The sequence below is a fragment of the Streptomyces sp. NPDC101110 genome, from assembly GCF_044759525.1.
Classification (GTDB): Bacteria; Actinomycetota; Actinomycetes; order Streptomycetales; family Streptomycetaceae; genus Streptomyces.
This window is the reverse complement of sequence record NZ_JBIVZM010000018.1, coordinates 80,777-103,826: the sequence shown is the minus strand read 5'-3', so window position 1 is coordinate 103,826 and position 23,050 is coordinate 80,777. Positions and strand designations below refer to the sequence as shown.

The following is a 23,050-nucleotide window of genomic DNA, read 5'->3' as shown; positions in this document are numbered from 1 at the left end:
CGGCATGTCGTCCCCGTGCAGGTCAGCCCGCGGAGCGGGAGACCAGCCGGCGTGCCTGCCGGGCCCTGCGGACGACGGCGTACCCCTTGGTCAGGGCACGGTCCCCGGCGAACGTACGGGCGATCGCGCGGCCTTCGACGACCCGCTCGAACTCCTCGATGCCCGTGCCGCGGCGCACCGTCACCCGCCGCAGCGCGTACGGTCCCTGTGCGCGCCGCGCGAGAGAGTTGCCGACGGCGAGGGCCTGGGCGTAGCCCGTCTCGCGCACGGCCTGCCGGACCCGGCGGCTGGAGTAGCCGTAGGGATAGGCGAACGAGGTGGGAACGGAGCCCAGTTGGTCCGAGACGATCTCCTTGCAGTGGATCAGTTCGAACCGCAGCGTGGCGTCCGAGACCTGGTCGAGCTGCGGGTGGCTGTGGCTGTGCCCGCCGATCTCGACACCGGCCGCCGCGAGGTCGCGGACCTGGTCCCAGTCCAGCATGGTGTCCAGGCCGCCCCCGGTGTCGTACGGCCCCCTGAGCCACCCGGTCGAGACGAACAGGGTGGCGGGGAAGCCGTGCTTGGCGAGTGCGGGGAGGGCGTGCCGGTGCACACCCTCGTAGCCGTCGTCGAACGTGATGAGCACCGGCCGCTCGGGCAGGGCCCGGCCGGAGCGCCAGTACGCCGCCAGCCCGCCCGTGGTGAGCGGCCTGAACCCGCGGTCGGCGAGCACCGCCATCTGCTTGGCGAACGCCTCCGGGGACACCGACAGCGCACGCGTCGCCTCGTTCGGGTCGGTCGCGACCGCGTGGTACATGAGGATCGGTACGCGCGTGTCACTCACGGGCCGCCACCTCCACCCCGGGCACCTGGAACGTGGTCCCGCCCCGGCGTGCCCGGACGCTGCCGACGACGTAACCGCCCGCCGCCGTCAGCACTCCGGCCACGATCGCGCCGGCCCGCCCCGCACCGCCCGGCCGGGCCAGCAGGGCGTCGCGCAGGCCCCGGGCCACGCCGGCGGGCAGGACCCGCGTGGCGTACCGGCGCTCCGACTCCAGGCCCTTCTCCGCTCCGACGCTCCGGGCCACCAGGGCCTTGGACAGGCCCTCGGCGTAGGTGCGGGTGCGGAAGTAGCGGAAGTGCTCACGGACCTCGGGCACCCGGTGGTGGATCACCGCCCGGTCGTCGATCAGCAGCACCGCGTCGGGCCGGGCTTGGGACAGACGGATGCACAGTTCCGTCTCCTCGCAGCCCAGCGGGCGTTTGTCGCCGTCCCGGCCGATGCCGGTGGCGAAACCGCCCGCCGCGTCGAAGGCGCTGCGGCGGAACGAGGCGTTGCCGCCGAGCACGTTGCGCACCCGCACCCGGCCGCGTGGCAGGCCCCGGTAGGTGCAGCCCACCACCCAGTCGAACTCCTCCGGGAACCAGTCGGGCCGCCGTCCCGACGCCCAGACCGGCTCCGTGCGCCCGCCGACCGCCATCACCCGCGGGTCGGCGTACGCCTCGGCGAAGTGCCGCAGCCAGTCGCGCTCGGCCACGGCGTCGTCGTCGAGGAAGGCCACGACCTCGCCCCGCGCCGCGGCGATGCCGGTGTTGCGGCCGGCGGAGAGGCCGCGGGGGCCCGCGTTGGCGAGCACCCGCACCACGCCACCGCCGGCGGCCCCCGCGTACCCCGTGTGCTCCTGGTGTTCCTTGTACTCCTTGGCCAGACGCTCCCGCAGCGTCTCGTTGTAGTCGACGACCAGCAGCGTCTCCAGGGCCGGCCGCGACTGCGCGCGGACCGAGGAGACCGCCGCGAGGATGTCCTCCCAGCGGTCCTCGGTGTACGCGCAGATCACGACGGAGATGCCGGGACCGCTCAAGACACCTCTCCCCGCATCGCGGCCGGCATCGACGAGCGGGACGAACGGCGGCGCAGCGCACGGCGGTTGGAGCGCTCCTGGAGGATCACCTTCAGCACGCGCAGCCCGTCCCGCACGGCCCGCAGGTTGCTGACGCCGTGGATGCGCAGGTACTCGTGGCTCGGGATCTCCTGCACCTTGAGTCCGGCCTTGACCACCCGGATGTTCATCAGGGTCTCGACCTCGAAGCCGGTGCAGTCGAGGTCGATCTTGTCGAGGCAGTGCCGCCAGAACGCGTTGTAGCCGTAGCACAGGTCGGTGTAGCGGGCGCCGAACTTGCGGTTGACGGCCGTGCACAGCGCCCAGTTGCCCAGCTTGCGGATGAAGGTCATGTCGTCGGTGCCGCCGCCGTTGGCGAAGCGGGAGCCCTTGGCGAAGTCCGCGCCGGAGACCAGGGCGGAGACGTAGCTGAGGATCTCCCCGCCGTCCGCCGAGCCGTCCGCGTCGACCATCACGATGATGTCGCCGGTGCAGGCCTGGAAGCCGGTGATCAGGGCGTCGCCCTTGCCCTTGCCGCGCTGCTCGACGACCTTCACCTCGGGCCACAGCTCGCGGGCCACCTCGACGGTGTCGTCGGTGGAGTTGCCGTCGACCAGGACCACTTCATGTATCCAGTCGGGCAGGGTCTTGAAGACGTACGGCAGGTTCTCCGCCTCGTTCATGGCCGGGATCACCACGCTCACCGGCGGCGCGATGGCCAGGTGAGAGGAGACGGGCCGGTACTTGGAGGCGGTCGGCGGACGCTGCTGCGTCGCGGCCGGCTGCAGAACTGAGCTCATGAGTCTGGTCCCTCTCGTCCGGTGGACCGCCCCCCCAGGGCAGTCCGGATCCAGTCCGGTTCGAAAGGGGGGTTCTCACCCGAGGCACGCCGAGACGGCGAGGCATGCCGGGATGACGCTCCGGCACGCCGGGTGAGCTGGCAAAGCTGGCCGGCCGCAGAAACGGCAACCGGCCGCGCGGCACGGCCCGGAGACAGTTGCGGTCACCGAGCACGGCACCCCCCTACCGCGCCCCGCGCCGGTTCGTCGCGGTCCCTGAGCCCTCCCCTGGAGCCGCGTACTGACGGACCGATGCGGGTGAGATGTATGACGGTATTGACGATTGAACCCGTATGGCAAGACCTGGAACGGCCTCTCACGTTTTTGTTGGTTTGGTCGTTGCGAGAGACGGGTTGTGCGACGCAAGTTGCACGTTCCCGTCCCATAAACATGCGTTCCCCGGAGGCGATCAGGAGCCTTCGGGGAACGCATGTTCAGGTGCCGGTGCGGACGCCGAGGCGTGGGGGACGCGCCGGGAATCCGGGGAGGGGCCGAAAAGACTTGGCATGGACACTTCCTGTCAATGCGCGTAGCTGCTACGACGGTTATGGCAGAGATCCTGCTAAAGGGAGGTTCCATGAGACGTTCCCGACTTGTCGTCCTCGTGAGCTCGCTCCTCCTCGCCGTCGGCACCGCCCTCACCGGGGCAGCGACGGCGCAGGCGTCCTCACTCGCCGCAACCGGCGGCTATGTGGCCCTCGGTGACTCCTATTCCTCCGGAGTCGGAGCCGGCAGCTACATCAGCTCCAGCGGCGACTGCAAGCGCAGCACCAAGGCCTACCCCTACCTCTGGGCAGCCGCCCACGCACCCTCGACCTTCGGTTTCACCGCCTGCTCGGGCGCCCGAACGGGTGATGTTCTGGCGAGTCAGCTCGCCCCGCTCGGCGCCTCCACCGCCCTCGTCTCGATCAGCATCGGGGGCAACGACGCCGGTTTCGCCGACGTCATGACGACCTGTGTGACCCAGTCCGACAGCGCCTGTGTCTCCCGCATCAACACCGCCCGGGCGTACGTCGACTCCACGCTGCCCGGAAAGCTCGACGGCGTGTACTCGGCGATCCGCTCCAAAGCCCCCGCCGCCAAGGTCGTCGTCCTCGGCTACCCCCGCTTCTACAAGCTCGGATCCAGCTGCCTCGGTCTGTCCGAGACCAAGCGCAAGGCCATCAACGACGCCTCCGACCACCTCAACACCGCCATCGCCAAGCGGGCCGCGAACCACGGCTTCGCCTTCGGTGACGTACGCACCACCTTCACCGGTCACGAGATCTGCTCCGGTGACTCGTGGCTGCACAGCGTCAGCTGGCTCAACATCGGCGAGTCGTACCACCCGAAGGCCCCCGGCCAGTCGGGTGGCTACCTGTCCGTGCTCAACAGCAACGACTGACCGCTCAGCCGTCGTCCGAGTCCGAACCGGAGCCGGAGCCGGAGCCGGAGCCGGAGTCCGAGCCGGAGTTCGCGTCCGGATCCGTGCCGGAGGGAGAAGGGGAGGCCCCGCCCGTCGGGGTCTCCGTCTCGCACGTCACCGAGAAGGGCACCGACTCGGACGCCGTACGCACCGGTTCCCGCACCTCGACACCGATCTCGTTCTCGAACGTCCCGGTCCGCGCCTGGGTCGACACGCGCACCGTGTCCTGCTTCGAGCGGTCGCCGCCCTCCGGGAACGACAGGGTCTTCCAGCCCCCGTCGAGCACCTGGCCGTCCTGTGTCACCCAGCGGTAACTGACCTCGGCCGGCAGCCGCCCCACCGTGAGCGTCGCCGTGAACTCGGGCGCCCGGGCGGCGGGCGGCGGGCAGGTACCCGAGTAGTCCGTGCGCCGGCCCTGGAGGGACACCTTCACCGACTGCGGCGGCGGACTGCTCTCCTTCGACCGGCTCGGAGTCGGCGACGGGCTGGACTTCTCGGTCCCGGTGTTGCGGGGCGGGCTCTTGGTCGCGGTGGGCGTACCGGTCCCGGCCCCCTGGTCCTTACCGCCGGAACCGTCCCCGTCGTTCAGCAGCGCGTACGTCAGCCCACCCGCCGCGAGCGCCAGCGCGATCACGCCCGCGACCAGCACCCGGCCGGACCGCCGGTCCCGGTCCCGGCCCGTGTCCGTCGCGGTCGCACCCGAACCGGCCGCCGCCGACTGCCCCGGGAACGCCATGGGCGGCGTGGCAGCCGGCTCGGGGTGGCCCACCACCGTCGGCGGGAACGGAACCGCCCGTGTGGTGTCCGGCAGCGGCGCCCCGCCCGCGGCGACCAGCCGCAGATCCTCCTCGGCCCGCTCGGGCGGCAGCCGCTGCTCGGGGTCCTTGCGCAACAGCCCCTCGATCACCGGCGCGAGCGGCCCGGCCCGGTACGGCGGCGGCAGCTCCTCGTCGACGATCGCCCGCAGCGTGCTCAGCGGGGTGTCGTGACGGAAGGGGGAGTGGCCCTCGACCGCCGCGTACAGCAGTACACCGAGCGACCACAGGTCCGACTCCGGGCCCGGTGTACGGCCCAGCGCCCGCTCCGGGGCGAGGAACTCGGGCGAGCCGATGACCTCGCCGGTCATGGTCAGCGCGGAGCTGCCCTCGACCATGGCGATGCCGAAGTCGGTGAGCACGATCCGGCCGTCGTTCGAGATCAGCACGTTGGCCGGTTTCACGTCGCGATGCAGCACCCCGGCCTCGTGCGCGGCCCGCAGCGCGGCCAGCACCTCGGCGCCGATGTGCGCGGCACGCTCCGGCGCCATCGGGCCCTCGGCGTCCAGGATCTCGGCCAGCGACAGACCGCGGACCAGTTCCATGACGATCCACGGCCGGCCGTCGTCCGTCGCCACGTCGTAGACCGTCACCACGTTGCGGTTGGCGACCCGGGCCGCCGCCCACGCCTCACGCTCCAGCCGCGCGTACATCCGCTGCACGTCGTCGCCCGCCAGCCCGGACGGGGCGCGCACCTCCTTGACGGCCACCTCGCGGTGCAGCACCTCGTCGCGGGCGCGCCACACGGTGCCCATACCGCCCTCGCCGAGCGGTGCCAGGAGCCGGTAGCGGCCCGCGATCACACGCTCATGGCCCGGTTCTTCGAACACGGCGCCCCCATTCGCAGCCGGGCGAAATCTCCATGGGGTGTGTTTTCCCCACGCGGTCGGAATTCCTCACGACGTCCGCTTTTTCTCCTGACGTCCGATGCCTCACGAACGTAACTCAGCCGAGTGCGGATGCCGCCCCCTTGAACACGAGTCCGGCCCCGAGAACCAGCACGGCGAAGGCCGAGCCGAGCGGCGCGGTCCGGCGTACCAGGGCCGCCGTCGGGCCCGCCGTCCAGCGGGGGCGCCGTTCCAGCAGACGGGTCATGCTGCTGCCCGCCTTGACGACGGCGTACCCGGCGGCCGTGAGGGTGAGGGCCAGCCCGACGCCGTACGCGACGACGAGCAGCAGACCGAACCAGGCCTGCCCGAGCGCGGCGGCACCGACCAGCACCACGACGGCGGACGGGCTGGGCACGAGGCCGCCCGCGAAGCCCATGAGGATGGTGCCGCGGAGGGTGGGGGCGACAGGGTGGGAGTGGGTGAAGCCGCCGTGGGTGTGCTCGACCGTGTGGGGGTGGGAGTGCGGGTGGGCGTCATCGTGCGGATGGGCGTGGTCGTGGTCGTGCTTGCCGTGAGGGTCGTGATCGTGGGTGTCGTGGTCGTGGGCGTGGTCGTGGTCGTGGGCGTGCGGGTGATCGTGGTCGTGCTTGCCGAGAGGGCCGTGGTCGTGGGTGTCGTGGTCGTGGGTGTGGCTTCCGTGGCCGTGATGATGACCGTGCGGGTGGTGGGTGTGCGCGCGGTTGCGCAGGGCGCGGCGGACCAGGCTCGCGCCCGCCAGGGTCACCAGCAGACCGCTGGCGACACCGAGCCAGGCGATCACCGAGGGCGCCGCCGCCGAGCCGGCCGTGACCAGCAGGCCCAGCGCGACCACGCCGAGGGTGTGCGTGACGGTCACCGAGGCGGCCATGGGCAGGACGTCCTTCATCCGGGCCTGCCCGCCCCGGGCCGCCGCCGTGGCGGCCATGATGGTCTTGCCGTGGCCCGGGGCGAGTGCGTGCATCGCCCCCAGGACGACGGCGATGAGCAGGGCCAGCGCGGCGAAGCCGGCGCTGAGGTCCTGCCGGGCCACCAGCTCGTCCAGGGCGCGCGTCCAGCGGTCCGCGCCGCGCGGGAGCACCGAGGCCGCGGGGGCGTCCGAGTCCTCCTCGGCCAGGGCCGAGCCGCCGGGGCGGACCCGCAGGGCGGCCGACGCGGTGTCGGCCGGGGACGACAGCAACTCCTCGGGGTAGCGGGTCAGTTCGTCCGAAATCGACTTCTCCGGCACGTCCGACGCGGCGAGCGTCATACGGTCGCCCCGAGCCGTGATCTCCCGCCAGCCCGGGCCGGTGGAAGCGCCCGCGCCGCGGAAGCCGAGAGCCACGGTCCTGTCGTCCGAGGGGAGAGCAGCGGTCAGCTCGCACTCCACCCGGAGGGTGTCGAGCCCCGCCTGCCCGGGCCGCACGCGCGCGTGGCTGCGCTCGGCGGTGAGGGCGACCCGGCGGCCGTCGACGGTCGCCCGGCTGTCCTCGGCGGCCGCGGCGCACCGCTCGCGCGCCCACATGGCGATGCCGAGCCGCTTGATGTCCGGCCCCGCCTGGGTCGCCGGGATCTCCGCGAGGTCCTCCACGTGATGGACCCGCAGCTCGCCGGGGGCGGCGACGAGGCCGTCGTAACGGTTGACGGTGAAGTTGCCCAGCGGGTGGGCGCTCGCCGTGGCGGCGGGCAGCAGGGTGAGCGCGCAGGCGGCCGTGAGGACGGCGGCGCCGGACGCGAACAGCCGGCGCAGGGTCACCGGTTCCCCTCCAGGTCCTTGAGTGCGGTACGGGCCTCACGCGTGCCGAGGGGCGAGAAGCCGGGGTTCAGGTCCAGCGCGGACTTCAGACGGGTGCGGGCCCCGCGCTCGTCCCCGGTGGCGCGTTCGATGACACCGCGGTGGTAGAGGAAGACGGCGTTGCGGTAGCCGGTGGCGGTCGCCCGTCGGGCGTACGGCAGGGCTTCCTCGTCGCGGCCGTTGACGTGCAGGGCCCACGCGAGAGCGTCGGCGGTGTGCACGCTGTGGCGGCGGTCCCACTCGGCGCGGGCGGCCCGCAGGGCTTCCTTCTTGTCGCCGTGGTCGGCGGCGGCCATGGCCGTCTCGAGGTCGGTGTTGGCGCCGCCGGCGCGCGCCAGGGCCGTCCAGGCGTCGACGAGGGCGTACTGGTCGCCGGCCTTCGCACGGTCACCGTCGGCGCCGCGGTCCTCGTACAGCTCGCCGAGCGCGACGAGCGGGCCGGGCAGCGGGAAACGGGCGACGACCTGCTCCAGCCCCTTCACCGCCGCCGTCCGGTCACCGCTCGCCGCCTGGGCACGGGCGCGGCCCTCCAGGGCGGGGAGATAGGCGTCGTCGGCGGCGAGGGCGCGGGCGTAGTGGCCGAGGGCCGTCTTGTACTCGCCCTGGTTCCAGGCGAGCTGGCCCAGGGCCGTGGCGACGTATGCGACGTCGCCGGGCGCGTTCGCCGAAACGAGGGCGCGCTCCAGTACGGCACGCGCCGTACGGACGTCACCGCGCAGCTCGTGCACGTAGGCGTACCGCGTGAAGACGGGAACGCCCGGGCGCCGGTCGTCGGCGGTGTCGGCGGCCTTCGCGGCGTCGTCGTACCGGCCGAGTTCGACGAGGGCGTCGATACGGGTGCACAGGGCGCGTTCGCTGTAGGGGTTCTGCTTCAGGGCCCGGTCGGCCCAGGACAGGGCGCCGGGGAAGTCGTGCCGGGCGGCGGCGAGGGCGGCGCGGCCCGCCAGGGCCTGGTCGTTGCCCGGCTCCAGTTCCAGGGACCGCTTCAGGGCGCGCTCGGCCTGCGGGTACCGGGACGGGTCGCCCTTCGTGCGGGCCTGTTCGACGTAGGCGAGACCGAGGGTGGCCCAGCTGCCGAAGTCCCTCGGCTGGGCGCGCAGGTGCTTCTGCAGGGACGCGATGCCCGCGTCGAGGTCACCCCGCGCGAGATCGCCGGGAGACAGGGCCCCGGCCGCCGACACGGCGTCGACCGCCGCCTCCCGGTCCTGCGCCCCCCCGACGGCGATGGCCCCACCGGTCACCGCGACCGCCAGCAGCACCGCACACCCTGCGACGTGCAGAGCGCGCCACCGCCGCCCCCCGTCGGCGGCCCGCCGCACGGCGGCGACCCGCCGGCCGGCGTCCGTGCCGGAACCGGAGCCGCTCTCGGCGGGGCGGGCATCGGAGGTGCCGTCGCGGTCGCCGCCGGAGCCGGCCCCCGCCCCGGCGGCAGAACCACCGGGCCGCCCCTCGGGCTCCGGGTGCACCGGGGACGTCGACGGCGAGCGGTCGTCGTCGGGGCGTCCCGGTGTGCTGTCGGTCGTACGCGGAGGCATGACCACTCCTCGGTCGGATGTGCTGCGGGTGCGGGTGCGGGTGCGGGAGTCGGCGGCGCGGCCCGCGCCGTGGGGGATGTGGAACGGGCCGCGCCAGTCGGTGACAGCGGAACGGGTCAGTACGCCCGGTTCCGCATGCGGCGCCACCACATCAGGGCCGCGCCGATCAGGACGACGCCGCCCGCACCGGCCCCCGCGGAGGCGGCCATCAGACCCATGTCGTCCGAACCCTGCGCGCCGGCCGGCTGGAGCGCGTCGCCCAGCTGGCTGCGGACGTCGTTGCCGCCGTCCACGCCCTTGGCGAGCGGGCCGCGCGAACCCTCCGTCGGCAGAGCCACGTACGGGAAGTACTTCTCGAACTTCTTGTCGTTCTTGTCGACCGCGTCACCGAGGTCGTTCTTCGCACCGAGCAGCTCGCCCTCGACGACCTGCAGCGACGCGTCGATCACGTCGTCGGTGAGGCGACGGCCGTTCGGGAAGCCCGCGTTGTCACCGTCCAGGACACCGAGCCGCTTGGGCTTGGCGGCCGGCTTGATGGACGTGTTGAGCCGCAGCTGCTCCGACGGCGTCACGTGCGGCGGCTGGTTGAGGTCCTTCACACCCTTCAGGAAGACGTCGACCAGGTCGTTGCGGGGCTCGGCCGGAGCCGGGATCTTGTAGATCGCCTCGATGAGCTTCGGCAGCTCCGGGTTGGTGACGTTCTTCAGGAACTGGGCGTCGTCGCGCGGGGTGGACGCGTTGAACGTGTCCTTGTCCTTGATGGGGTTGACGACCTCGTTGACCAGCGGGTTGCCGAGGCGCGAGACCTGCGTGAAGTAGCCCTTGGCGTTCTTGCGCTGGGTCGTCGACCAGATGCCGACGACGGGCTGCTCGTGCGACTCGGTGATGAAGCTGTTGGGGACCTGCAGGGCTATCGAGTTGACGTTGTAGCCCTTGAGGGTGTCGTTGCCGACCTCGGAGAGGTTCCCGCCGTACAGGAGGTCGAAGACGCGCAGGTCCAGGAAGAACGGGTCGTCGGCCTGACCGGCGAACGTCTGGGCGCCCCCGGCGAGTTTGTGCACCGCCTGCTCGCGGAGGGTGTTGTAGTCCGGCATCGACGCCTTGCCGACGTTCGACGGCGCGACCGGCACGTCGTCGGCGACCTTGGTCTTCGACACGGCCTTCAGATGCTTCAGCTTGATCAGTTCGAGATCGTAGGTCTGCGTGATGTTGAGGTCGGGGTCGTCGAGGCTCTCGACCGGGCCCGTGTTGTACAGGAACGTCTTCTCGTTCTTCGTGTGCGTCTTGAACGTGTACCGGAAGAGCAGGTCCTCCTGGGCGTCACCGTTGCTGTCGATGCGCAGGTCGTACTGGGCGTCCTCGGCGAACGTGAAGAAGTTGGGCCCGCCGGCCGGTTCCTCGAAGGGGATCCAGTTCGCGACAATGGTCGTCGTGTCCGGCTTGTCCGGGCTGACGAACGCGTACACATCGGTGTTGTCGTACTGCGGGGTCCCCGAGATCAGCGGGGCCTCGCGGTGGCTGGAGGCGGAGGCCGCCTCAGGTTCCAGCGCGGTCACACCGGCGGCTGCGAGCCCGCCGGCGGCCAGCGCGCCACAGATCACGGTCGCGATGCTCGCGCGTCCCGCACCGGTCCTGGAGATAGGTGTCATGCCGTCCGTCCTCCGTGCCAACTTGCCTGACACACGCCATTCGGAGCGGTCGGCGAAGCGGATTGGTCGAATCTCAAACGTTCTTACGGCGGATCGGGAAAGTTGTTTCATCACCGGGTGACCCGCGTTTTCGGCGCGCTGATCCGTAACCCCATCCGGAGGTGTGTGCGTTGCGAATGCCTCGTGTGAGGGGACAGGCCCGGTGCGGCCTCGGGAAGGGGGACCGAGTGGAGGCGGACGAACTGCTGCTGCTCGTGGCAGGGGGGGACCAGAAGGCCTTCGAGGAGTTGTACGGACTCGTGTCCGGTCCGGTGTTCGGACTCGTACGGCGTGTGGTGCGCGACCCCGCCCAGTCGGAGGAGGTGGCTCAGGAGGTGCTGCTCGAACTGTGGCGCTCGGCGGCGAAGTTCGACCCGGGCCGGGGCAGCGCGATGTCGTGGATCCTCACCCTCGCCCACCGCCGGGCCGTCGACCGGGTGCGCAGCGCCCGCGCGGCGGGTGAACGCGAGCAGCGCGAGGCGCTGCGTGCGAACCAGCCCGCCTTCGACCAGGTCACCGAGGAGGTCGAGGCCGGACTCGAACGGGAGTGGGTGCGCCGCTGCCTCGACCGGCTCACCGTCCTGCAGCGCCAGTCGGTCACGCTCGCCTACTACGAGGGCTACACCTACCGTGAGGTGGCCGAGCAGCTCTCCTTGCCGCTGGGCACCGTCAAGACCCGGATGCGGGACGGGCTGACCCGTATGCGTGAGTGCCTCGGAGGTGTGGCATGAGCCTCTTCCGCCGCGAGGACCTGCACTCGCTCGCCGCGCCCTACGCGCTCGACGCCCTGGAGCCGCCGGAGCGGGTCCGCTTCGAGAGGCACCTCGCGGACTGCGACCGCTGCGCCGCCGAGGTGCGCGCCCTGGCCGAGGACGCCGTGCGGCTCGCCTGGTCCACGACCGCCCCGCCCCCGGCCGCGATGCGCGAGCGGGTCATGCTCGCCGTACGGACGACTCCGCAGGACCCGCCGCCGCAGGGGGCGGTGCGTGAGCCGGCGCGGGCGCGGGCCGCTCAGCTGCCCCCGCACGTATGGGGCGCCCAGCCGCCGCCGCGGCAGCGGCAACGCCGTCGCATCCCGCTGTTCGTGCCTTTCGCGACGGCCACCGCCGCCGCGGCCCTCGTCGTCGCCTCGCTGTTCGCCGTGCAGGCGAACCGCACCCAGGACCGGCTGACCGCCGAGCAAGATCGGTCACGTGAGATCGCCCACGTTCTGGCCGCTCCGGACGCCCGTGCGAGCACCGGCCGGGACGGTCGGGGCCGCACGATCGGAGTGATCGCTTCCGCCACGGAGGGGAGTGCGGTGGTCACCCTCGGCGGATACAGCGCCCCGACGGGCGGCCGCGTGCACCAGTTGTGGCTCATGCGCCCCGGCGCGCAACCACGCTCCCTCGGCCTCTTCCAAGGAGACGCGCCCCTGGTCGCGACGGGTTTGGGCACCTCCGCGACGTCACTGGCCGTCACCGTCGAGCCCGCCGGGGGTTCGCCGCGGCCCACTACCCAGCCGTTCGTCCAACTCGCCCTGAAATCTGTCGGATTCGGAGAGTGATCGGAGATACATCGTCAACCCCCTTATGGGGAAGGTGAATCCTGTGGCCGAGATACACGAGTGCCGGGACGGGGCGATAGGGTTAACCTGCCCGGGCCGGGTGGACTCGTACGGGTGGGGAGTGACATGGATCAGATAACAGTGCGCAGCAGGGCCAGGGTCCCTGCGATCACCTGCGGGAGCAGCGCGACCAGTTCGCGCCTCGACCGCCACCTCTCGGTGCTGGGCGGCCCCGCCGTCCCCCAGCGGGAGACGGTCGAGGCGACCTCGCTCATGCGGGAACTGACCGCGCGTCAGTCGCACGACCGCAGTGGCAGGGGTGCGCGCGTCCGTCGCGTCTCGCTCTTCGCGCCGCTGCGCCGGCTGCGCCGCTCGCTGTTCGGCAGCAGGTAGGGGCCCGCGCTCGGGCGGTCACACCGCCCCCGGCGCCGTCGCTGCGACACCCGTCGTCCGTCATCCCCGCGGCACGCAGCGGCGCCGGTGTGTTCCCGAGCGCGGTACGCCCCCTGTCGGTGCCTTCTCCCCGCCCGGCGGCGACCGGGGGCTGTGGCCGCGGACGCGGTGGCCCGTTCAGCGCTCCCCGTGCGTGTACTGACGCACGGCCAGCGGCACGAACACCCCGAGCAGCACGGCGCACCACACGAGTGACCCCGCGACGGGGTGCGCCACCGGCCAGGCCGCCCCGCCGGGCACCGGCGCGTTGCCGAACAGCTCCCGCAGGGCCGTCGCCACGGCGCTGATCGGATTCCACTCGGCGACCGTCCGCAGCCAGCCCGGCAGCCCGCTCGTGGGGATGTACGCGCTGGACAGCAGCGGCAGCAGGAACGTCGCCCCGCCCAGCTGGCCGGCCGCCTCCTCGTTCCGGGTGAGCAGGCCGAGGTAGATCCCGGCCCATGTGCAGGCGAAGCGGAACAGCAGCAGCAGCGCGAACGCCCCCGCGGCTGCGAGCGGGCTCCCCTCGACCCGCCAGCCCACCGCCAGGCCCACCAGTACGAACGGCACCGTCCCGAGCGCCGTGGCCACCAGGTCCGCCGCGGCCTGTCCCAGTGGTACGGCCGCCCGGCTCACCGGCAGCGTACGGAAGCGGTCGGTCACCCCACGGTGCGTGTCCTGGGCCGCCTGGAACATGCCGGCCATGATCCCGCCCGAAGCGGTCGCCACCAGCAGGCCCGGCACGAGGAACGACCGGTACGCCTCGCCCGGCACCGCCAGCGCGCTGCCGAAGACGTAGCCGAAGAACAGCAGCATGCTGATCGGCATCGTCTGGGTGAGGATCAGCAGGCCCGGGTTGTTGCGCAGCCGCAGCAGCTGGCGGCCCAGCATCGCGGTCCCGTCGTACGCCAGCATGCTCATGCGGCACGCTCCCTCTCGTCGGTCGTCCCGGGCTTCGAGGTCGTCCCGGTCTTCTCTGTCTTCTCGGGTGACGGCTCCGTCAGGCGCAGGAACACGTCGTCGAGGGTCGGCGGGCGCAGGCTCACGTCGAGCAGCGGCACACCCGCCGTGTCCAGGGCGCGCACCAGCAGCGCAATCGTGAGCGTCGGGTCCTTGCTGACCGCGCCGACGGCGTTGCGCTCGTGGTCGAGCGACGGCTGCGCGCCGGTCAGCCGGTCGAGCACGGCCGCCGCCTTCGCGAGGACGCCGGCGTCCGGCACGACGACCTCGGCGTGCGCCCCGACCAGCGCCTTGAGCTGCGCCGGAGAACCGGTCTGCGTGACCCGTCCCCGGTCCACCAGGGCGATGTCGTCGGCCAGCCGGTCGGCCTCCTCCAGGTACTGCGTGGTGAGCAGCACGGTCGTGCCCTCGTCGGCCAGGCCGCGCACCACGTCCCAGATGAGGGTGCGGCTGACCGGGTCGAGGCCGGTCGTCGGTTCGTCCAGGAACAGCACGTCGGGACGGCGGATCAGGCTCGCCGCGAGGTCCAGGCGGCGGCGCATCCCGCCGGAGTAGGTGGACGCGGGGCGGTCGGCGGCCTCGGTCAGGCCGAAGCGCTCGAGGAGTTCCGCGCTCCGGTCGGCCGGACCGCGCACCCGGTGCAGCCGGCCGAACAGCCGGAGGTTCTGACGCCCTGTGAGGTCTCCGTCGATCGAGGTGTCCTGCCCGGTGACGCTGATCCTCCTGCGTACGGCGGCGGCCTCGCGGACGAGGTCGTGCCCCGCGACGCGGGCGGAGCCGGCATCCGGCCGCAGCAGTGTGGTCAACAGCCCCACGGCCGTCGTCTTCCCCGCCCCGTTCGGCCCGAGGAGCCCGCAGACCGTCCCCTCGGCGACCGCGAGATCCAGCCCGCACAGGGCGCGGACCTGCCCGAACCGCTTCTCCAGACCTTCACTAAGTACAGCGTACGTAGAAGTCATGGCATGACCATAGCGCACTACGTACGTTGTACGTAACTAGGATGGTGGCCGAGGTGATGATCGATGGCGGGCCGAGCTGCCGTACCCGAAGTGATCTGGGCGCGCCCCGAGCGCACCGGCCGTGGGCCGAAACCGGCGTTCACCCGCGCCGATATCGCGGCGGCGGCCGTGCGGATCGCCGACGCGGACGGGCTGGACGGGGTCACCATGCGGCACGTCGCCGCGGAGCTGGGCTGCGGCACGATGTCGCTCTACAACTACGTCCCCCGCAAGGAGGACCTGTACGAGCTGATGATCGACGCCATCGGTGCCGAGCACGAGATGTTCGAGCCGACGGGCGACTGGCGCGCCGACATGCTGCGCAACGCCGAGGAGACGCGCGCCATCATGCACCGCCACACCTGGGCCCCCCGTCTGATGGCGGGAGTGTTCGGCTTCAGCCCCAACACCCTGCGCTACCTGGAGCACTGCCTGGCCTGTCTCGAACCGCTCGAGGTGCCGGCCGGCACGAAGACGGAGCTGGTCGCGCTGCTCAACGGCGTCGTGACGACGTACACCGGGAACGACATCGCGACCGCCGAACGCGCCCGCTCCATGCCGTGGTCGGCCGAGGAGGAGAACGCGGTCCGCATGGCCTACCTGGGCGGCCAGATCGCCACCGGCGCCTATCCGCGGCTGGCCGCGGCCTTCACGGAGCAGAGCGGGCCGGTCGACCTGGAGGCGGTGTTCCGTCGGGCCCTCGAACGCGTGCTGGACGCCTTCGACCCGGAGCTGCGCTAGAGGCCCGGAGCTGCGCTGGAGGCCCCGGAGCTGCGCTGGAGGCCCCGGAGCTGCGCTGGAGGCCCGGAGCTGCGCCGGAGACTCCCGAGCCGCTCCAGAAGACCAGGAGCTGTGCCCCAAGATCTGGAGCCGCTCCGGAGGGCCCGGAGCTGTGCCGGAGGAAGACTCTGCTGCGCCTAGAGCAGCGCCAGTTGGCCCTCGGGGCCCTCCTCGGGCGCCTCCAGCACCGACGCCGGGCGGCGGGCCGCCCTCGGCACCGGCAGGACGCCCGCCTCGGACAGCTCCGTCGCCGTGACCGGGTCGGGGACCTCCGGCTCCTCCGGCACGCGCAGCTCGGCCAGGAGCGCCAGGACGGTGATCAGCTCCAGCAGCTCCGATGTCCAGGCCTGCGGCCAGGTGGCGGGACGGATGGCCGTCAGCGTGCCCGGCTCGGGGACGGCGACGCGGATGGCGAACCACTCCTGGAGGACGCTGACCCCTCCCACCTGGAAGTCCCAGGCCTCCGGCGGCACCGGGGAGATGCGGCCCTCGTCAAGGAGCAGGGCCTCCTCGTCCCGGTCGTAGTGCAGCGCCACCGGGCGGGAGGGCAGCGGGGCGCGGACGTAGGGGCGGCGGCCGCCGGGGAGCTTCGGGCGCTCGCCGTCGCGGCGCATCAGCCACAGCAGCCGGCGGCCCCGTTCGAGACCCCGCTCCCACGCGGCGGCGTCCCCGGTGAGCGGGACAGTGAGGCCGGGGCGGATCGTGGCCGTGATCCAGGCCAGGACGTCCAGCGGCGCAGGGACGCGGCCCAGGCGGGCGCCGAGGTGCTCCAGCAGGCCCGGGGCCAGATTCGGCTCGCGGCCGCCGGGGCGCCGGAACAGCGGGCGGATCCGGCCGGGGCGCAACAGCGGCAGCAGCGAAGTGACCAGCAGGGGCGGATCGGCCTCGGGCACCTCCGCGACGAAGACCTGCCGCTCGTCCGCCACCCGCCACAGCTCCGGGCGGGCCGCGTCGATCAGCCGCTGGTCGGGGATGAGCCACTGCTCGTCGTAGGGGGCGAGCAGGACGCGCACCGGCTCCGCGCAGGGCCCCGAGGCGCGCACCAGCTTCTCGGTGCCGCTGCCGGTCCGGCCGGGCAGCCGGCCGACGGCCGTGTGCAGCGTGCGCGAGCGGGTCGGCTCGAACAGGGACTCACGGTCGGGCCCCTCGGCCTTCACCAAGGCGTCCCAGCGGGCTTTCAGGGACGCCGCGTCCGGCGCCGCCGGCCAGCCCCGGCCGAGCCGCGGCGGTGCGACGGACCACGGCATGAGGTCCGCCAGCAGCGGAGCGTCGTCGTGCGTCACGCCGGGCATCGTACGACGCGCCCGAGGGGCGCGGGGCCGGGCCCGCGGCGGCACGGCACACGGCCCGCGGGCCGCTCCCTACGCATCCAGCGTCACCGTGAAGGAGAACCGGTCGCCCCGGTACTGGATGACGGCCACGTCCAGCGTCCGCCCCTCGCTGTCGTACGTCACGCCCGTGTAGTGCAGGATCGGGCTCAGCAGGGGGACTTGGAGCAGCTTCGCGGTCTCCGGGTCGGCCAGCCGCGCCTCCACCGTGTCCGTGATGCGGCTGATGTCCGCGCCCACCACGTCCCGCAGCACCTTGGTCATGGGCCACCGGACGAGGTCGTCCGGGTCGAGCCGCGCGGCCAGTTCGGGACGGACGTAGTTGCGGGCGTGGTTGGTCGGCTCGCCGGTCTTCTCGTCGCTCCGCAGCCGGTGGTACGTCGAGACCGCCCGCACGTCCGGGAAGTACTCGGCGAGTTCGCCGGGCACGGGTGCGCTGCCGTGCTCCAGGAGTTCGGTCGTCATGCCGGACTGCTGCGCCACGATCGCGTCCACCGAGCCGAGCAGACGCACCGGCGAACCCCGGCGCGCGTGCGGCTCGATGAACGTGCCCCGGCGGCGGTGACGCGTGATCAGGCCCTCGTCCTCCAGCTCCTTCAGCGCCTGCCGCATCGTCAGCACGCTCACGCCGTAGTGCCCGGCCAGCTGCTCCTCGGTGGGCAGCCGCAGCGGGTCCTGCGGCGAGCGGCCGAGGATGGAGGCCCGCAGCGACTGCGACACCTGGTACCAGAGCGGCAGCTTGCGGTTCAGGACGATCGAGTCCGGGGCGAAGGAGGTCACGGGGCCATCCGTACCGGTAGGAAATGATCAGTGCAAGGGGCTGCTGAGGGATCTCCGCGGAGGAAGGGTCGGCGTTCGGTGCGCGCCCTCGGGGCGGCGGGCATGCGTGCCGGGCGTCCCGATGCCGCGGAGATCCGTGGGGAGACCCCTAGGAGCGGAAGTGCCGTTCCAGGCCTTGCCAGACGTCGTCGTAGCGCTGCTGGAGGTGTTCCGCCCGGGCGGCGTGCGGGGTGAGGGTGAGCGGCCAGCGGGTCTCGAACATGAACGCCAGGCCGTCGTCGATCTTCTGCGGCTTCAGCTCGGCGGCGCTCGCCCGGTCGAAGGTCTCCCGGTCCGGTCCGTGCGCCGACATCATGTTGTGCAGCGAGCCGCCGCCCGGCACGAAGCCCTCCGCCTTCGCGTCGTACGCACCCTCGATCAGGCCCATGTACTCGCTCATCACGTTCCGGTGGAAGTACGGCGGCCGGAACGTGTCCTCGCCCACCAGCCAGCGCGGTGCGAACACCACGAAGTCGACGCCGGCCAGGCCCGGGGTGTCCGACGGCGACGTCAGCACCGTGAAGATCGACGGGTCCGGGTGGTCGTAGGTGATGGTGCCGAGCACATTGAACCGACGCAGGTCGTAGGCGTACGGCACATGGTTGCCGTGCCAGGCGACCACATCGAGGGGGGAGTGGTCGTAGGTGGCGGTCCACAGGTTGCCGCAGAACTTGTTCACCACCTCCACCGGCCCCTCCACGTCCTCGAAGGCGGCGACGGGGGCGCGGAAGTCCCGGGCGTTGGCCAGCCCGTTGGCGCCGATCGGGCCCAGGTCCGGGAGCGTGAAGGGCGCGCCGTAGTTCTCGCACACATAACCGCGGGCGAACTCGTCGAGCAGTTCCACACGGAAGCGGACACCACGCGGAATCAGCGCCACATGTCCCGGCTCCACATGAAGCAGACCGAACTCCGTGCGCAGCAGCAGCCCGCCGCGCTCCGGGACGATCAGCAGCTCCCCGTCGGCGTCGCTGAACACCCGGTCCATGGAGGTGTCGGCCGCGTACAGGTGCACGGCGATGCCGGTGCGCTGGGTGGCGTCCCCGTTGCCGCCCAGGGTCCACAGGCCCGCCAGGAAGTCGGTCCCGGGCGCCGGGTCGGGCAGCGGGTTCCAGCGCAGGCGGTTGGGGTCGGGCACGGTCTGGGTGAAGGGAGCGGTGCGGATCGTCCCGTTGTGGGTCCGGGTGAACGCCGGGTGCGCGGCCGAGGGGCGGATGCGGTAGAGCCACGAGCGGCGGTTGTGTGCCCGCGGCTCGGTGAACGCCGTACCGCTCAGCTGCTCCGCGTACAGCCCGAGGGGCGCCCGCTGGGGTGAGTTGCGGCCCTCGGGCAGTGCGCCCGGGACCGCCTCCGAGCTGTGCTCGTTGCCGAAGCCGGAGAGGTACGCCAGCCCTTCGGCGGTCTTCCGTGCTTCCCCGCGCTCGAACGTGCTCGCGCGGGTGGTACCCCCATCGCCCATGATCGCTGCTCCCTTGCGGCCGTGACAGGCTCAACCGATTCCTATGCGACACCGTAGGATTGCGATTTCCCCGACGCAAGAGGGGCACGCGCTCTCCTCTTCACGGATGACCGGAACCCGACTTGAGAATGATCCGCAGGGCCGGACGTGTGTTCTACGCTCCCGAACATGTCGTGGACACGGAGACCCTGCGCCGCGCTCGTGGTCGGTGTCCTGCTCGTGACCGGATCCGCGGGCTGCGGCTCCGACGACGCCCGGGGGGACGGCGCGTCGCCCGCGCCGGTCGGCAAGACCCTCGAAGACCGGGACCAGGACGGTCGGCCCTACCGCGAGGTGGGGCGCGAGGACGCCCCCGGCGTCGGGATCGAGGTGCAGCCCGACACGGCCGGCGGCTGGGACGTCCACCTCACCTTGCGCAACTTCCGCTTCTCGCCGGCCGGTGCGGCGGCCCGTCCGGTGGCCGGGCGCGGCCTCGCGCGCCTGTTCGTCGACGGCCGCCCCGTGGCCCGGCTCCGCACCCCCGCGCACCGGCTGGACACCCGCCTCGTGCCGCGCGGCACGCACCGCGTCACGGCCCGTCTCTACGCCGATGACGGAACCGTGTGGGCGGTGGACGGCGAACCCGTGGAGAGCACGGCCGACATCACCGCGTCGGAGCCGGGCCCGGGGATGAGTCCGGACGCCGCCGCCCGGCGCAAGGCCCGGACGCAGGACGCGCAGACCGGGGGGCGAGGTTCACCGCACCGCGCCCGAGGGGCATCATGAAGCCCGTGCCCCACGCGACATCGCTCCGCCGTGCGCCCGTGCAGCGGCGCAGTGCCGAACGCCTGACCAGGATCCTCGACGCCTGCGCCGACCTCCTCGACGAGGTCGGCTACGACGCCCTGAGCACGCGGGCCGTCGCCCAGCGGGCCTCGGTCCCCATCGGCTCGGTCTACCGGTTCTTCGGCAACAAGCGCCAGATGTGCGACGCCCTGGCCCAGCGCAACCTGGAGCGGTACTCCGAGCGCGTCACGCGGCGCCTGCGGGACGCCGGGGAGGACGGGGGCTGGCGCCTGGCCATGGATGCCGTCCTCGACGAGTACCTGGACATGAAGCGCACCGCGCCCGGCTTCTCCCTCGTCGACTTCGGCAACCAGATCCCGGTCGGCGCCCGCCAGGCGGAACCCAACCACCGCGTCGCCGACCGCCTCACCGAACTCCTCGCCGGTCGCCTCGGCCGCGAACCCGACGAGGACCTGCGCCGTGTCTTCCTCATAGCGGTCGAGACCGCGGACACCCTCGTGCACCTGGCGTTCCGCGTCGCCCCGGAGGGGGACCAGCGGATCATCGACGAGGCACGGGAGATGCTGCGGGCCTATCTCGCCCGGGTGCTCGACTGACGTCGCCCTGCCCCTCGGCCGGTCTCACCAGGGCGCTCGGCCGGCCTCGTCGGAGTGCTCGACCTCCCGCACCGGGGTGCTCGACCTCCCTCACCCGGGTACTCCACCTCCTCCCTCACCCGGGTACTCCACCTCCCTCACCCGGGTGCTCGGCCGACCCCGATCCGGTCAGGGCCTCCCCACCGTTCATACCGGTCGGTATGCTCGGGCGGGTCCGCGTCACCGTAGCCGCCGCCCCCGGGAGGACCCGTGTCCCGCACCGCCCTGCGTATCTGCCCCCTGTGCGAGGCCACGTGCGGCCTGACCCTCACCATCGAGGGCACGCGCGTCACCCACGCCCGCGGGGACCGCGACGACGTGTTCAGCCAGGGATTCATCTGCCCCAAGGGCGCTTCCTTCGGCGCGGTCGACGCCGACCCCGACCGGCTGCGCACGCCGCTCGTGCGCCGTGACGGGGAGCTGAGCGAGGCCACCTGGGAGGAGGCCTTCGACGCGGTCGCGGCCGGTGTCCGGCCGATCGTGGAGCGCCACGGCCCGAACGCCGTCGGGGTCGTCCTCGGCAACCCGAACGTGCACACCATGGCCGGCGCCCTCTACCCGCCCGTCCTGCTCGCCGGACTCGGCACCCGCAGCGTCTTCACCGCCTCCACGGTCGACCAGATGCCCAAGCACGTCTCCAGCGGCCTGCTCTTCGGCGACGCGAACGCCATCCCGGTGCCCGACCTCGACCACACCGACCACCTGCTCCTGATCGGCGCCAACCCGCTGGAGTCCAACGGCAGTCTGTGCACCGCCCCCGACTTCCCCGGCAAGCTGAAGGCGCTCAAGGCCCGCGGCGGCACCCTCGTCGTGATCGACCCGCGGCGCACCCGGACCGCCAAGTTGGCCGACCGGCACATCGCCGTCCGGCCCGGAACCGACGCGCTGCTGCTGGCGGCGATGGCGCGGGTGCTCTACGACGAGGGCCTCGTCGAGCCGACACCGCACGTGCGGGGCGTGGAGGAACTGGCCGCGGAACTGGAGGAGTTCACCCCCGAAGCCGTCGCCGGGGCCTGTGACGTCGACGCCGACGTCATCCGCACCCTGGCCCGCGAACTCGCCGCCGCCCCCACCGCCGCCGTCTACGGCCGTATCGGCAGCTGCACCGTCCCGCACGGCACCCTCGCCAGCTGGCTCGTCGACGTCCTGAACATCCTCACCGGCAACCTCGACCGGCCCGGCGGTGCCCTCTTCCCGCAGGCCGCCACCGACAAGACGCCACGCCCCGCGGGCCCCGGCCGCGGCTTCGCCCTCGGGCGCTGGCACTCCCGGGTGAGCGAACACCCCGAAGCCAAGGGCGAACTGCCGATCTCGGCCCTCGCGGAGGAGATCGACACCGCCACCGAGGAGGGCGAGCCGGTGCGGGCGCTGATCGCCGTGGCCACCAACCCCGTGCTGTCCGCGCCCGACGGCGACCGGCTCGACAAGGCCCTCGACTCGCTCGACTTCATGGTCAGTGTCGACCCCTACCTCAACGAGAGCTCCCGCCACGCCGACGTCGTCCTGCCCCCGCCCCCGCCCTCCCAGAGCCCCCACCACGACTTCGCCTTCAACACGCTCGCCGTACGCAACCAGGTCCGCTACACCCGCCCGGCGATCCCGCTGGAGCCCGGCCGCATGGCGGAGACGGAGATCCTGGCCCGGCTGGTCCTCGCCGTCACCGGCATGCACGGAGCCGACCCGGCGGCCGTCGACCGGATGGTCATCGACCAGACCCTCGGCAAGGCGGTGCAGGAGCCCCACTCGCCCGTCCACGGTGGTGATCCTCGCGAGCTCGCCGGCCGGCTCACCGGCGACAACGGCCCCGAGCGCCGGCTCGACATGATGCTGCGCCTCGGCCCCTACGGCGACGGCTTCGGCGTACGGCCGGACGGGCTCAGCCTGGAGAAGCTGCTCGCGCACCCGCACGGCATCGACCTCGGCCCGCTGCGGCCCCGCCTGCCGCAGCCCCTGAAGACCCGCAGCGGCGAGGTGGAGCTGCTGCCCGGCCCGATCGCGGACGACCTGCCCCGCCTGCGCGCCGCCCTCGCCGAACGCCCGGAGGGACTCGTCCTGGTCGGCCGCCGCCATCTGCGCTCCAACAACAGCTGGATGCACAACGTGCCCGCCCTCACCGGCGGCTCCAACCGCTGCACCCTGCACATCCACCCCGAGGACGCCGAGCGGCTGGGTGTCGAGGACGGGGCCGCCGTGCGTGTGAACGGCGCCGGGGGAGAGGTCGTCGCACCCGCCGAGGTCACGGACGCGATCCGCAGGGGCGTGGTGAGCCTGCCGCACGGCTGGGGCCACAACCGCCCCGGCACTCGTCTCCGGCACGCCTCCACGGACCCGGGCGTCAACGTCAACCAGCTCCTCGACGGCCGTCTCCTCGACCCGCTGTCGGGCAACGCGGTCCTCAACGGAGTACCCGTCGAGGTCGCCCCCGCGAGCTCCGCCGCACCCGCCGCCATGACCGAAAAGCTCACCGCTCTGACCTGAGCAAAGCTGTGACCAGCAGTTTTGCGCTTATTGCTCGCAGGTCAACGTCTT

The 23,050-nt window shown here is 72.5% G+C and carries 20 protein-coding genes; 8 read left to right on the top strand and 12 right to left on the bottom strand.

Translation table 11 applies throughout. The features are described from left to right. Positions 1-22: 22 nt before the first annotated feature. The 3 genes from ACIQU3_RS33150 to ACIQU3_RS33140 are packed head-to-tail and all read right to left on the bottom strand — an operon-like array spanning position 23 to position 2,659. Positions 23-823 carry a polysaccharide deacetylase family protein gene (locus ACIQU3_RS33150; RefSeq protein WP_403929273.1) on the bottom strand — a complete coding sequence of 267 codons (801 nt, stop codon included), beginning with the start codon at positions 821-823 and terminating at the stop codon, positions 23-25. Beyond that, positions 816-1,841: a glycosyltransferase family 2 protein gene (locus ACIQU3_RS33145; protein ID WP_403929270.1), complete on the bottom strand. Its 1,026-nt coding sequence runs from the start codon at positions 1,839-1,841 to the stop codon at positions 816-818. Before ACIQU3_RS33145 ends, ACIQU3_RS33150 begins: the two co-directional genes overlap by 8 nt. After that, a complete protein-coding gene (locus ACIQU3_RS33140; protein ID WP_403729019.1) occupies positions 1,838-2,659 on the bottom strand; it encodes a glycosyltransferase family 2 protein in 822 nt (273 codons plus the stop codon). Before ACIQU3_RS33140 ends, ACIQU3_RS33145 begins: the two co-directional genes overlap by 4 nt. 616 nt (positions 2,660-3,275) lie before the next feature. On the opposite strand from ACIQU3_RS33140, the gene ACIQU3_RS33135 reads away from it, so the two are divergent. Continuing rightward, positions 3,276-4,082, top strand: coding sequence for an SGNH/GDSL hydrolase family protein (locus ACIQU3_RS33135; protein ID WP_403729016.1), 807 nt, complete (start codon positions 3,276-3,278; stop codon positions 4,080-4,082). A gap of 4 nt (positions 4,083-4,086) precedes the next feature. On the opposite strand, the gene ACIQU3_RS33130 is transcribed toward ACIQU3_RS33135, so the two are convergent. From ACIQU3_RS33130 to ACIQU3_RS33115, 4 genes are all read right to left on the bottom strand, one after another. After that, positions 4,087-5,748 (bottom strand): serine/threonine-protein kinase, encoded by a 1,662-nt coding sequence (locus ACIQU3_RS33130; RefSeq protein ID WP_403929268.1) that lies wholly within the window; start codon positions 5,746-5,748, stop codon positions 4,087-4,089. Positions 5,749-5,863: 115 nt separating this feature from the next. Next, a complete protein-coding gene (locus ACIQU3_RS33125; RefSeq protein ID WP_403729006.1) occupies positions 5,864-7,519 on the bottom strand; it encodes a nickel transporter in 1,656 nt (551 codons plus the stop codon). Further along, on the bottom strand, positions 7,516-9,093 hold the full coding sequence (locus tag ACIQU3_RS33120) for a tetratricopeptide repeat protein (RefSeq protein WP_403929265.1): 1,578 nt from the start codon (positions 9,091-9,093) through the stop codon (positions 7,516-7,518). Before ACIQU3_RS33120 ends, ACIQU3_RS33125 begins: the two co-directional genes overlap by 4 nt. 116 nt (positions 9,094-9,209) lie before the next feature. Next, the gene (locus ACIQU3_RS33115; RefSeq protein ID WP_403929263.1) at positions 9,210-10,742 is read right to left on the bottom strand and encodes a DUF4331 domain-containing protein; all 1,533 of its coding nucleotides are present in this window, start codon (positions 10,740-10,742) and stop codon (positions 9,210-9,212) included. A 227-nt stretch (positions 10,743-10,969) separates the two neighbouring features. On the opposite strand from ACIQU3_RS33115, the gene ACIQU3_RS33110 reads away from it, so the two are divergent. The 3 genes from ACIQU3_RS33110 (at position 10,970) to ACIQU3_RS33100 (ending at position 12,720) form a co-directional block, all read left to right on the top strand. Beyond that, a complete protein-coding gene (locus ACIQU3_RS33110; protein WP_033312815.1) occupies positions 10,970-11,512 on the top strand; it encodes a sigma-70 family RNA polymerase sigma factor in 543 nt (180 codons plus the stop codon). Further along, positions 11,509-12,327, top strand: coding sequence for an anti-sigma factor domain-containing protein (locus tag ACIQU3_RS33105; protein ID WP_403929260.1), 819 nt, complete (start codon positions 11,509-11,511; stop codon positions 12,325-12,327). Before ACIQU3_RS33110 ends, ACIQU3_RS33105 begins: the two co-directional genes overlap by 4 nt. A gap of 126 nt (positions 12,328-12,453) precedes the next feature. After that, on the top strand, positions 12,454-12,720 hold the full coding sequence (locus ACIQU3_RS33100) for a hypothetical protein (RefSeq protein ID WP_403728992.1): 267 nt from the start codon (positions 12,454-12,456) through the stop codon (positions 12,718-12,720). Between the two features lie 177 nt (positions 12,721-12,897). On the opposite strand, the gene ACIQU3_RS33095 is transcribed toward ACIQU3_RS33100, so the two are convergent. Then, positions 12,898-13,680 (bottom strand): ABC transporter permease, encoded by a 783-nt coding sequence (locus ACIQU3_RS33095; protein WP_403728989.1) that lies wholly within the window; start codon positions 13,678-13,680, stop codon positions 12,898-12,900. After that, on the bottom strand, positions 13,677-14,678 hold the full coding sequence (locus ACIQU3_RS33090) for an ATP-binding cassette domain-containing protein (RefSeq protein ID WP_403929257.1): 1,002 nt from the start codon (positions 14,676-14,678) through the stop codon (positions 13,677-13,679). The genes ACIQU3_RS33095 and ACIQU3_RS33090 overlap by 4 nt, the downstream gene beginning before the upstream one ends. 63 nt (positions 14,679-14,741) lie before the next feature. Here ACIQU3_RS33090 and ACIQU3_RS33085 point away from each other — a divergent pair, with 63 nt between their 5' ends. Next, positions 14,742-15,458, top strand: coding sequence for a TetR/AcrR family transcriptional regulator (locus ACIQU3_RS33085; protein WP_403728982.1), 717 nt, complete (start codon positions 14,742-14,744; stop codon positions 15,456-15,458). A gap of 176 nt (positions 15,459-15,634) precedes the next feature. Here the strand turns inward: ACIQU3_RS33085 and ACIQU3_RS33080 are convergent, their stop codons facing one another. From ACIQU3_RS33080 to hmgA, 3 genes are all read right to left on the bottom strand, one after another. Beyond that, a complete protein-coding gene (locus ACIQU3_RS33080; protein ID WP_403929254.1) occupies positions 15,635-16,789 on the bottom strand; it encodes a type ISP restriction/modification enzyme in 1,155 nt (384 codons plus the stop codon). 69 nt (positions 16,790-16,858) lie between these two features. Further along, positions 16,859-17,605 (bottom strand): GntR family transcriptional regulator, encoded by a 747-nt coding sequence (locus tag ACIQU3_RS33075; protein ID WP_403728976.1) that lies wholly within the window; start codon positions 17,603-17,605, stop codon positions 16,859-16,861. 148 nt (positions 17,606-17,753) lie between these two features. Next, positions 17,754-19,100 carry a homogentisate 1,2-dioxygenase gene (hmgA, locus tag ACIQU3_RS33070; RefSeq protein WP_403929251.1) on the bottom strand — a complete coding sequence of 449 codons (1,347 nt, stop codon included), beginning with the start codon at positions 19,098-19,100 and terminating at the stop codon, positions 17,754-17,756. A 168-nt stretch (positions 19,101-19,268) separates the two neighbouring features. Here hmgA and ACIQU3_RS33065 point away from each other — a divergent pair, with 168 nt between their 5' ends. The 3 genes from ACIQU3_RS33065 to ACIQU3_RS33055 all read left to right on the top strand — a co-directional run bounded on the left by ACIQU3_RS33065 (position 19,269) and on the right by ACIQU3_RS33055 (position 22,999). Continuing rightward, positions 19,269-19,865, top strand: a complete 597-nt coding sequence (locus tag ACIQU3_RS33065) for a hypothetical protein (RefSeq protein ID WP_403728970.1) — start codon at positions 19,269-19,271, stop codon at positions 19,863-19,865. After that, positions 19,862-20,482, top strand: a complete 621-nt coding sequence (locus ACIQU3_RS33060) for a TetR family transcriptional regulator (protein WP_403728964.1) — start codon at positions 19,862-19,864, stop codon at positions 20,480-20,482. The genes ACIQU3_RS33065 and ACIQU3_RS33060 overlap by 4 nt, the downstream gene beginning before the upstream one ends. 249 nt (positions 20,483-20,731) lie before the next feature. Then, the gene (locus ACIQU3_RS33055) at positions 20,732-22,999 is read left to right on the top strand and encodes a molybdopterin oxidoreductase family protein (protein WP_403728961.1); all 2,268 of its coding nucleotides are present in this window, start codon (positions 20,732-20,734) and stop codon (positions 22,997-22,999) included. Positions 23,000-23,050: the final 51 nt, after the last annotated feature.

Coding starts and splice junctions, on each gene's coding strand:
- ACIQU3_RS33140 (WP_403729019.1), bottom strand. CDS start 2,659: ATGAGCTCAGTTCTGCAGCCGGCCGCGACGCAGCAGCGTCCGCCGACC.
- ACIQU3_RS33135 (WP_403729016.1), top strand. CDS start 3,276: ATGAGACGTTCCCGACTTGTCGTCCTCGTGAGCTCGCTCCTCCTCGCC.
- ACIQU3_RS33120 (WP_403929265.1), bottom strand. CDS start 9,093: ATGCCTCCGCGTACGACCGACAGCACACCGGGACGCCCCGACGACGAC.
- ACIQU3_RS33115 (WP_403929263.1), bottom strand. CDS start 10,742: ATGACACCTATCTCCAGGACCGGTGCGGGACGCGCGAGCATCGCGACC.
- ACIQU3_RS33105 (WP_403929260.1), top strand. CDS start 11,509: ATGAGCCTCTTCCGCCGCGAGGACCTGCACTCGCTCGCCGCGCCCTAC.
- ACIQU3_RS33100 (WP_403728992.1), top strand. CDS start 12,454: ATGGATCAGATAACAGTGCGCAGCAGGGCCAGGGTCCCTGCGATCACC.
- ACIQU3_RS33095 (WP_403728989.1), bottom strand. CDS start 13,680: ATGAGCATGCTGGCGTACGACGGGACCGCGATGCTGGGCCGCCAGCTG.
- ACIQU3_RS33090 (WP_403929257.1), bottom strand. CDS start 14,678: ATGACTTCTACGTACGCTGTACTTAGTGAAGGTCTGGAGAAGCGGTTC.
- ACIQU3_RS33085 (WP_403728982.1), top strand. CDS start 14,742: ATGGCGGGCCGAGCTGCCGTACCCGAAGTGATCTGGGCGCGCCCCGAG.
- ACIQU3_RS33080 (WP_403929254.1), bottom strand. CDS start 16,789: ATGCCCGGCGTGACGCACGACGACGCTCCGCTGCTGGCGGACCTCATG.
- hmgA (WP_403929251.1), bottom strand. CDS start 19,100: ATGGGCGATGGGGGTACCACCCGCGCGAGCACGTTCGAGCGCGGGGAA.
- ACIQU3_RS33065 (WP_403728970.1), top strand. CDS start 19,269: ATGTCGTGGACACGGAGACCCTGCGCCGCGCTCGTGGTCGGTGTCCTG.
- ACIQU3_RS33060 (WP_403728964.1), top strand. CDS start 19,862: ATGAAGCCCGTGCCCCACGCGACATCGCTCCGCCGTGCGCCCGTGCAG.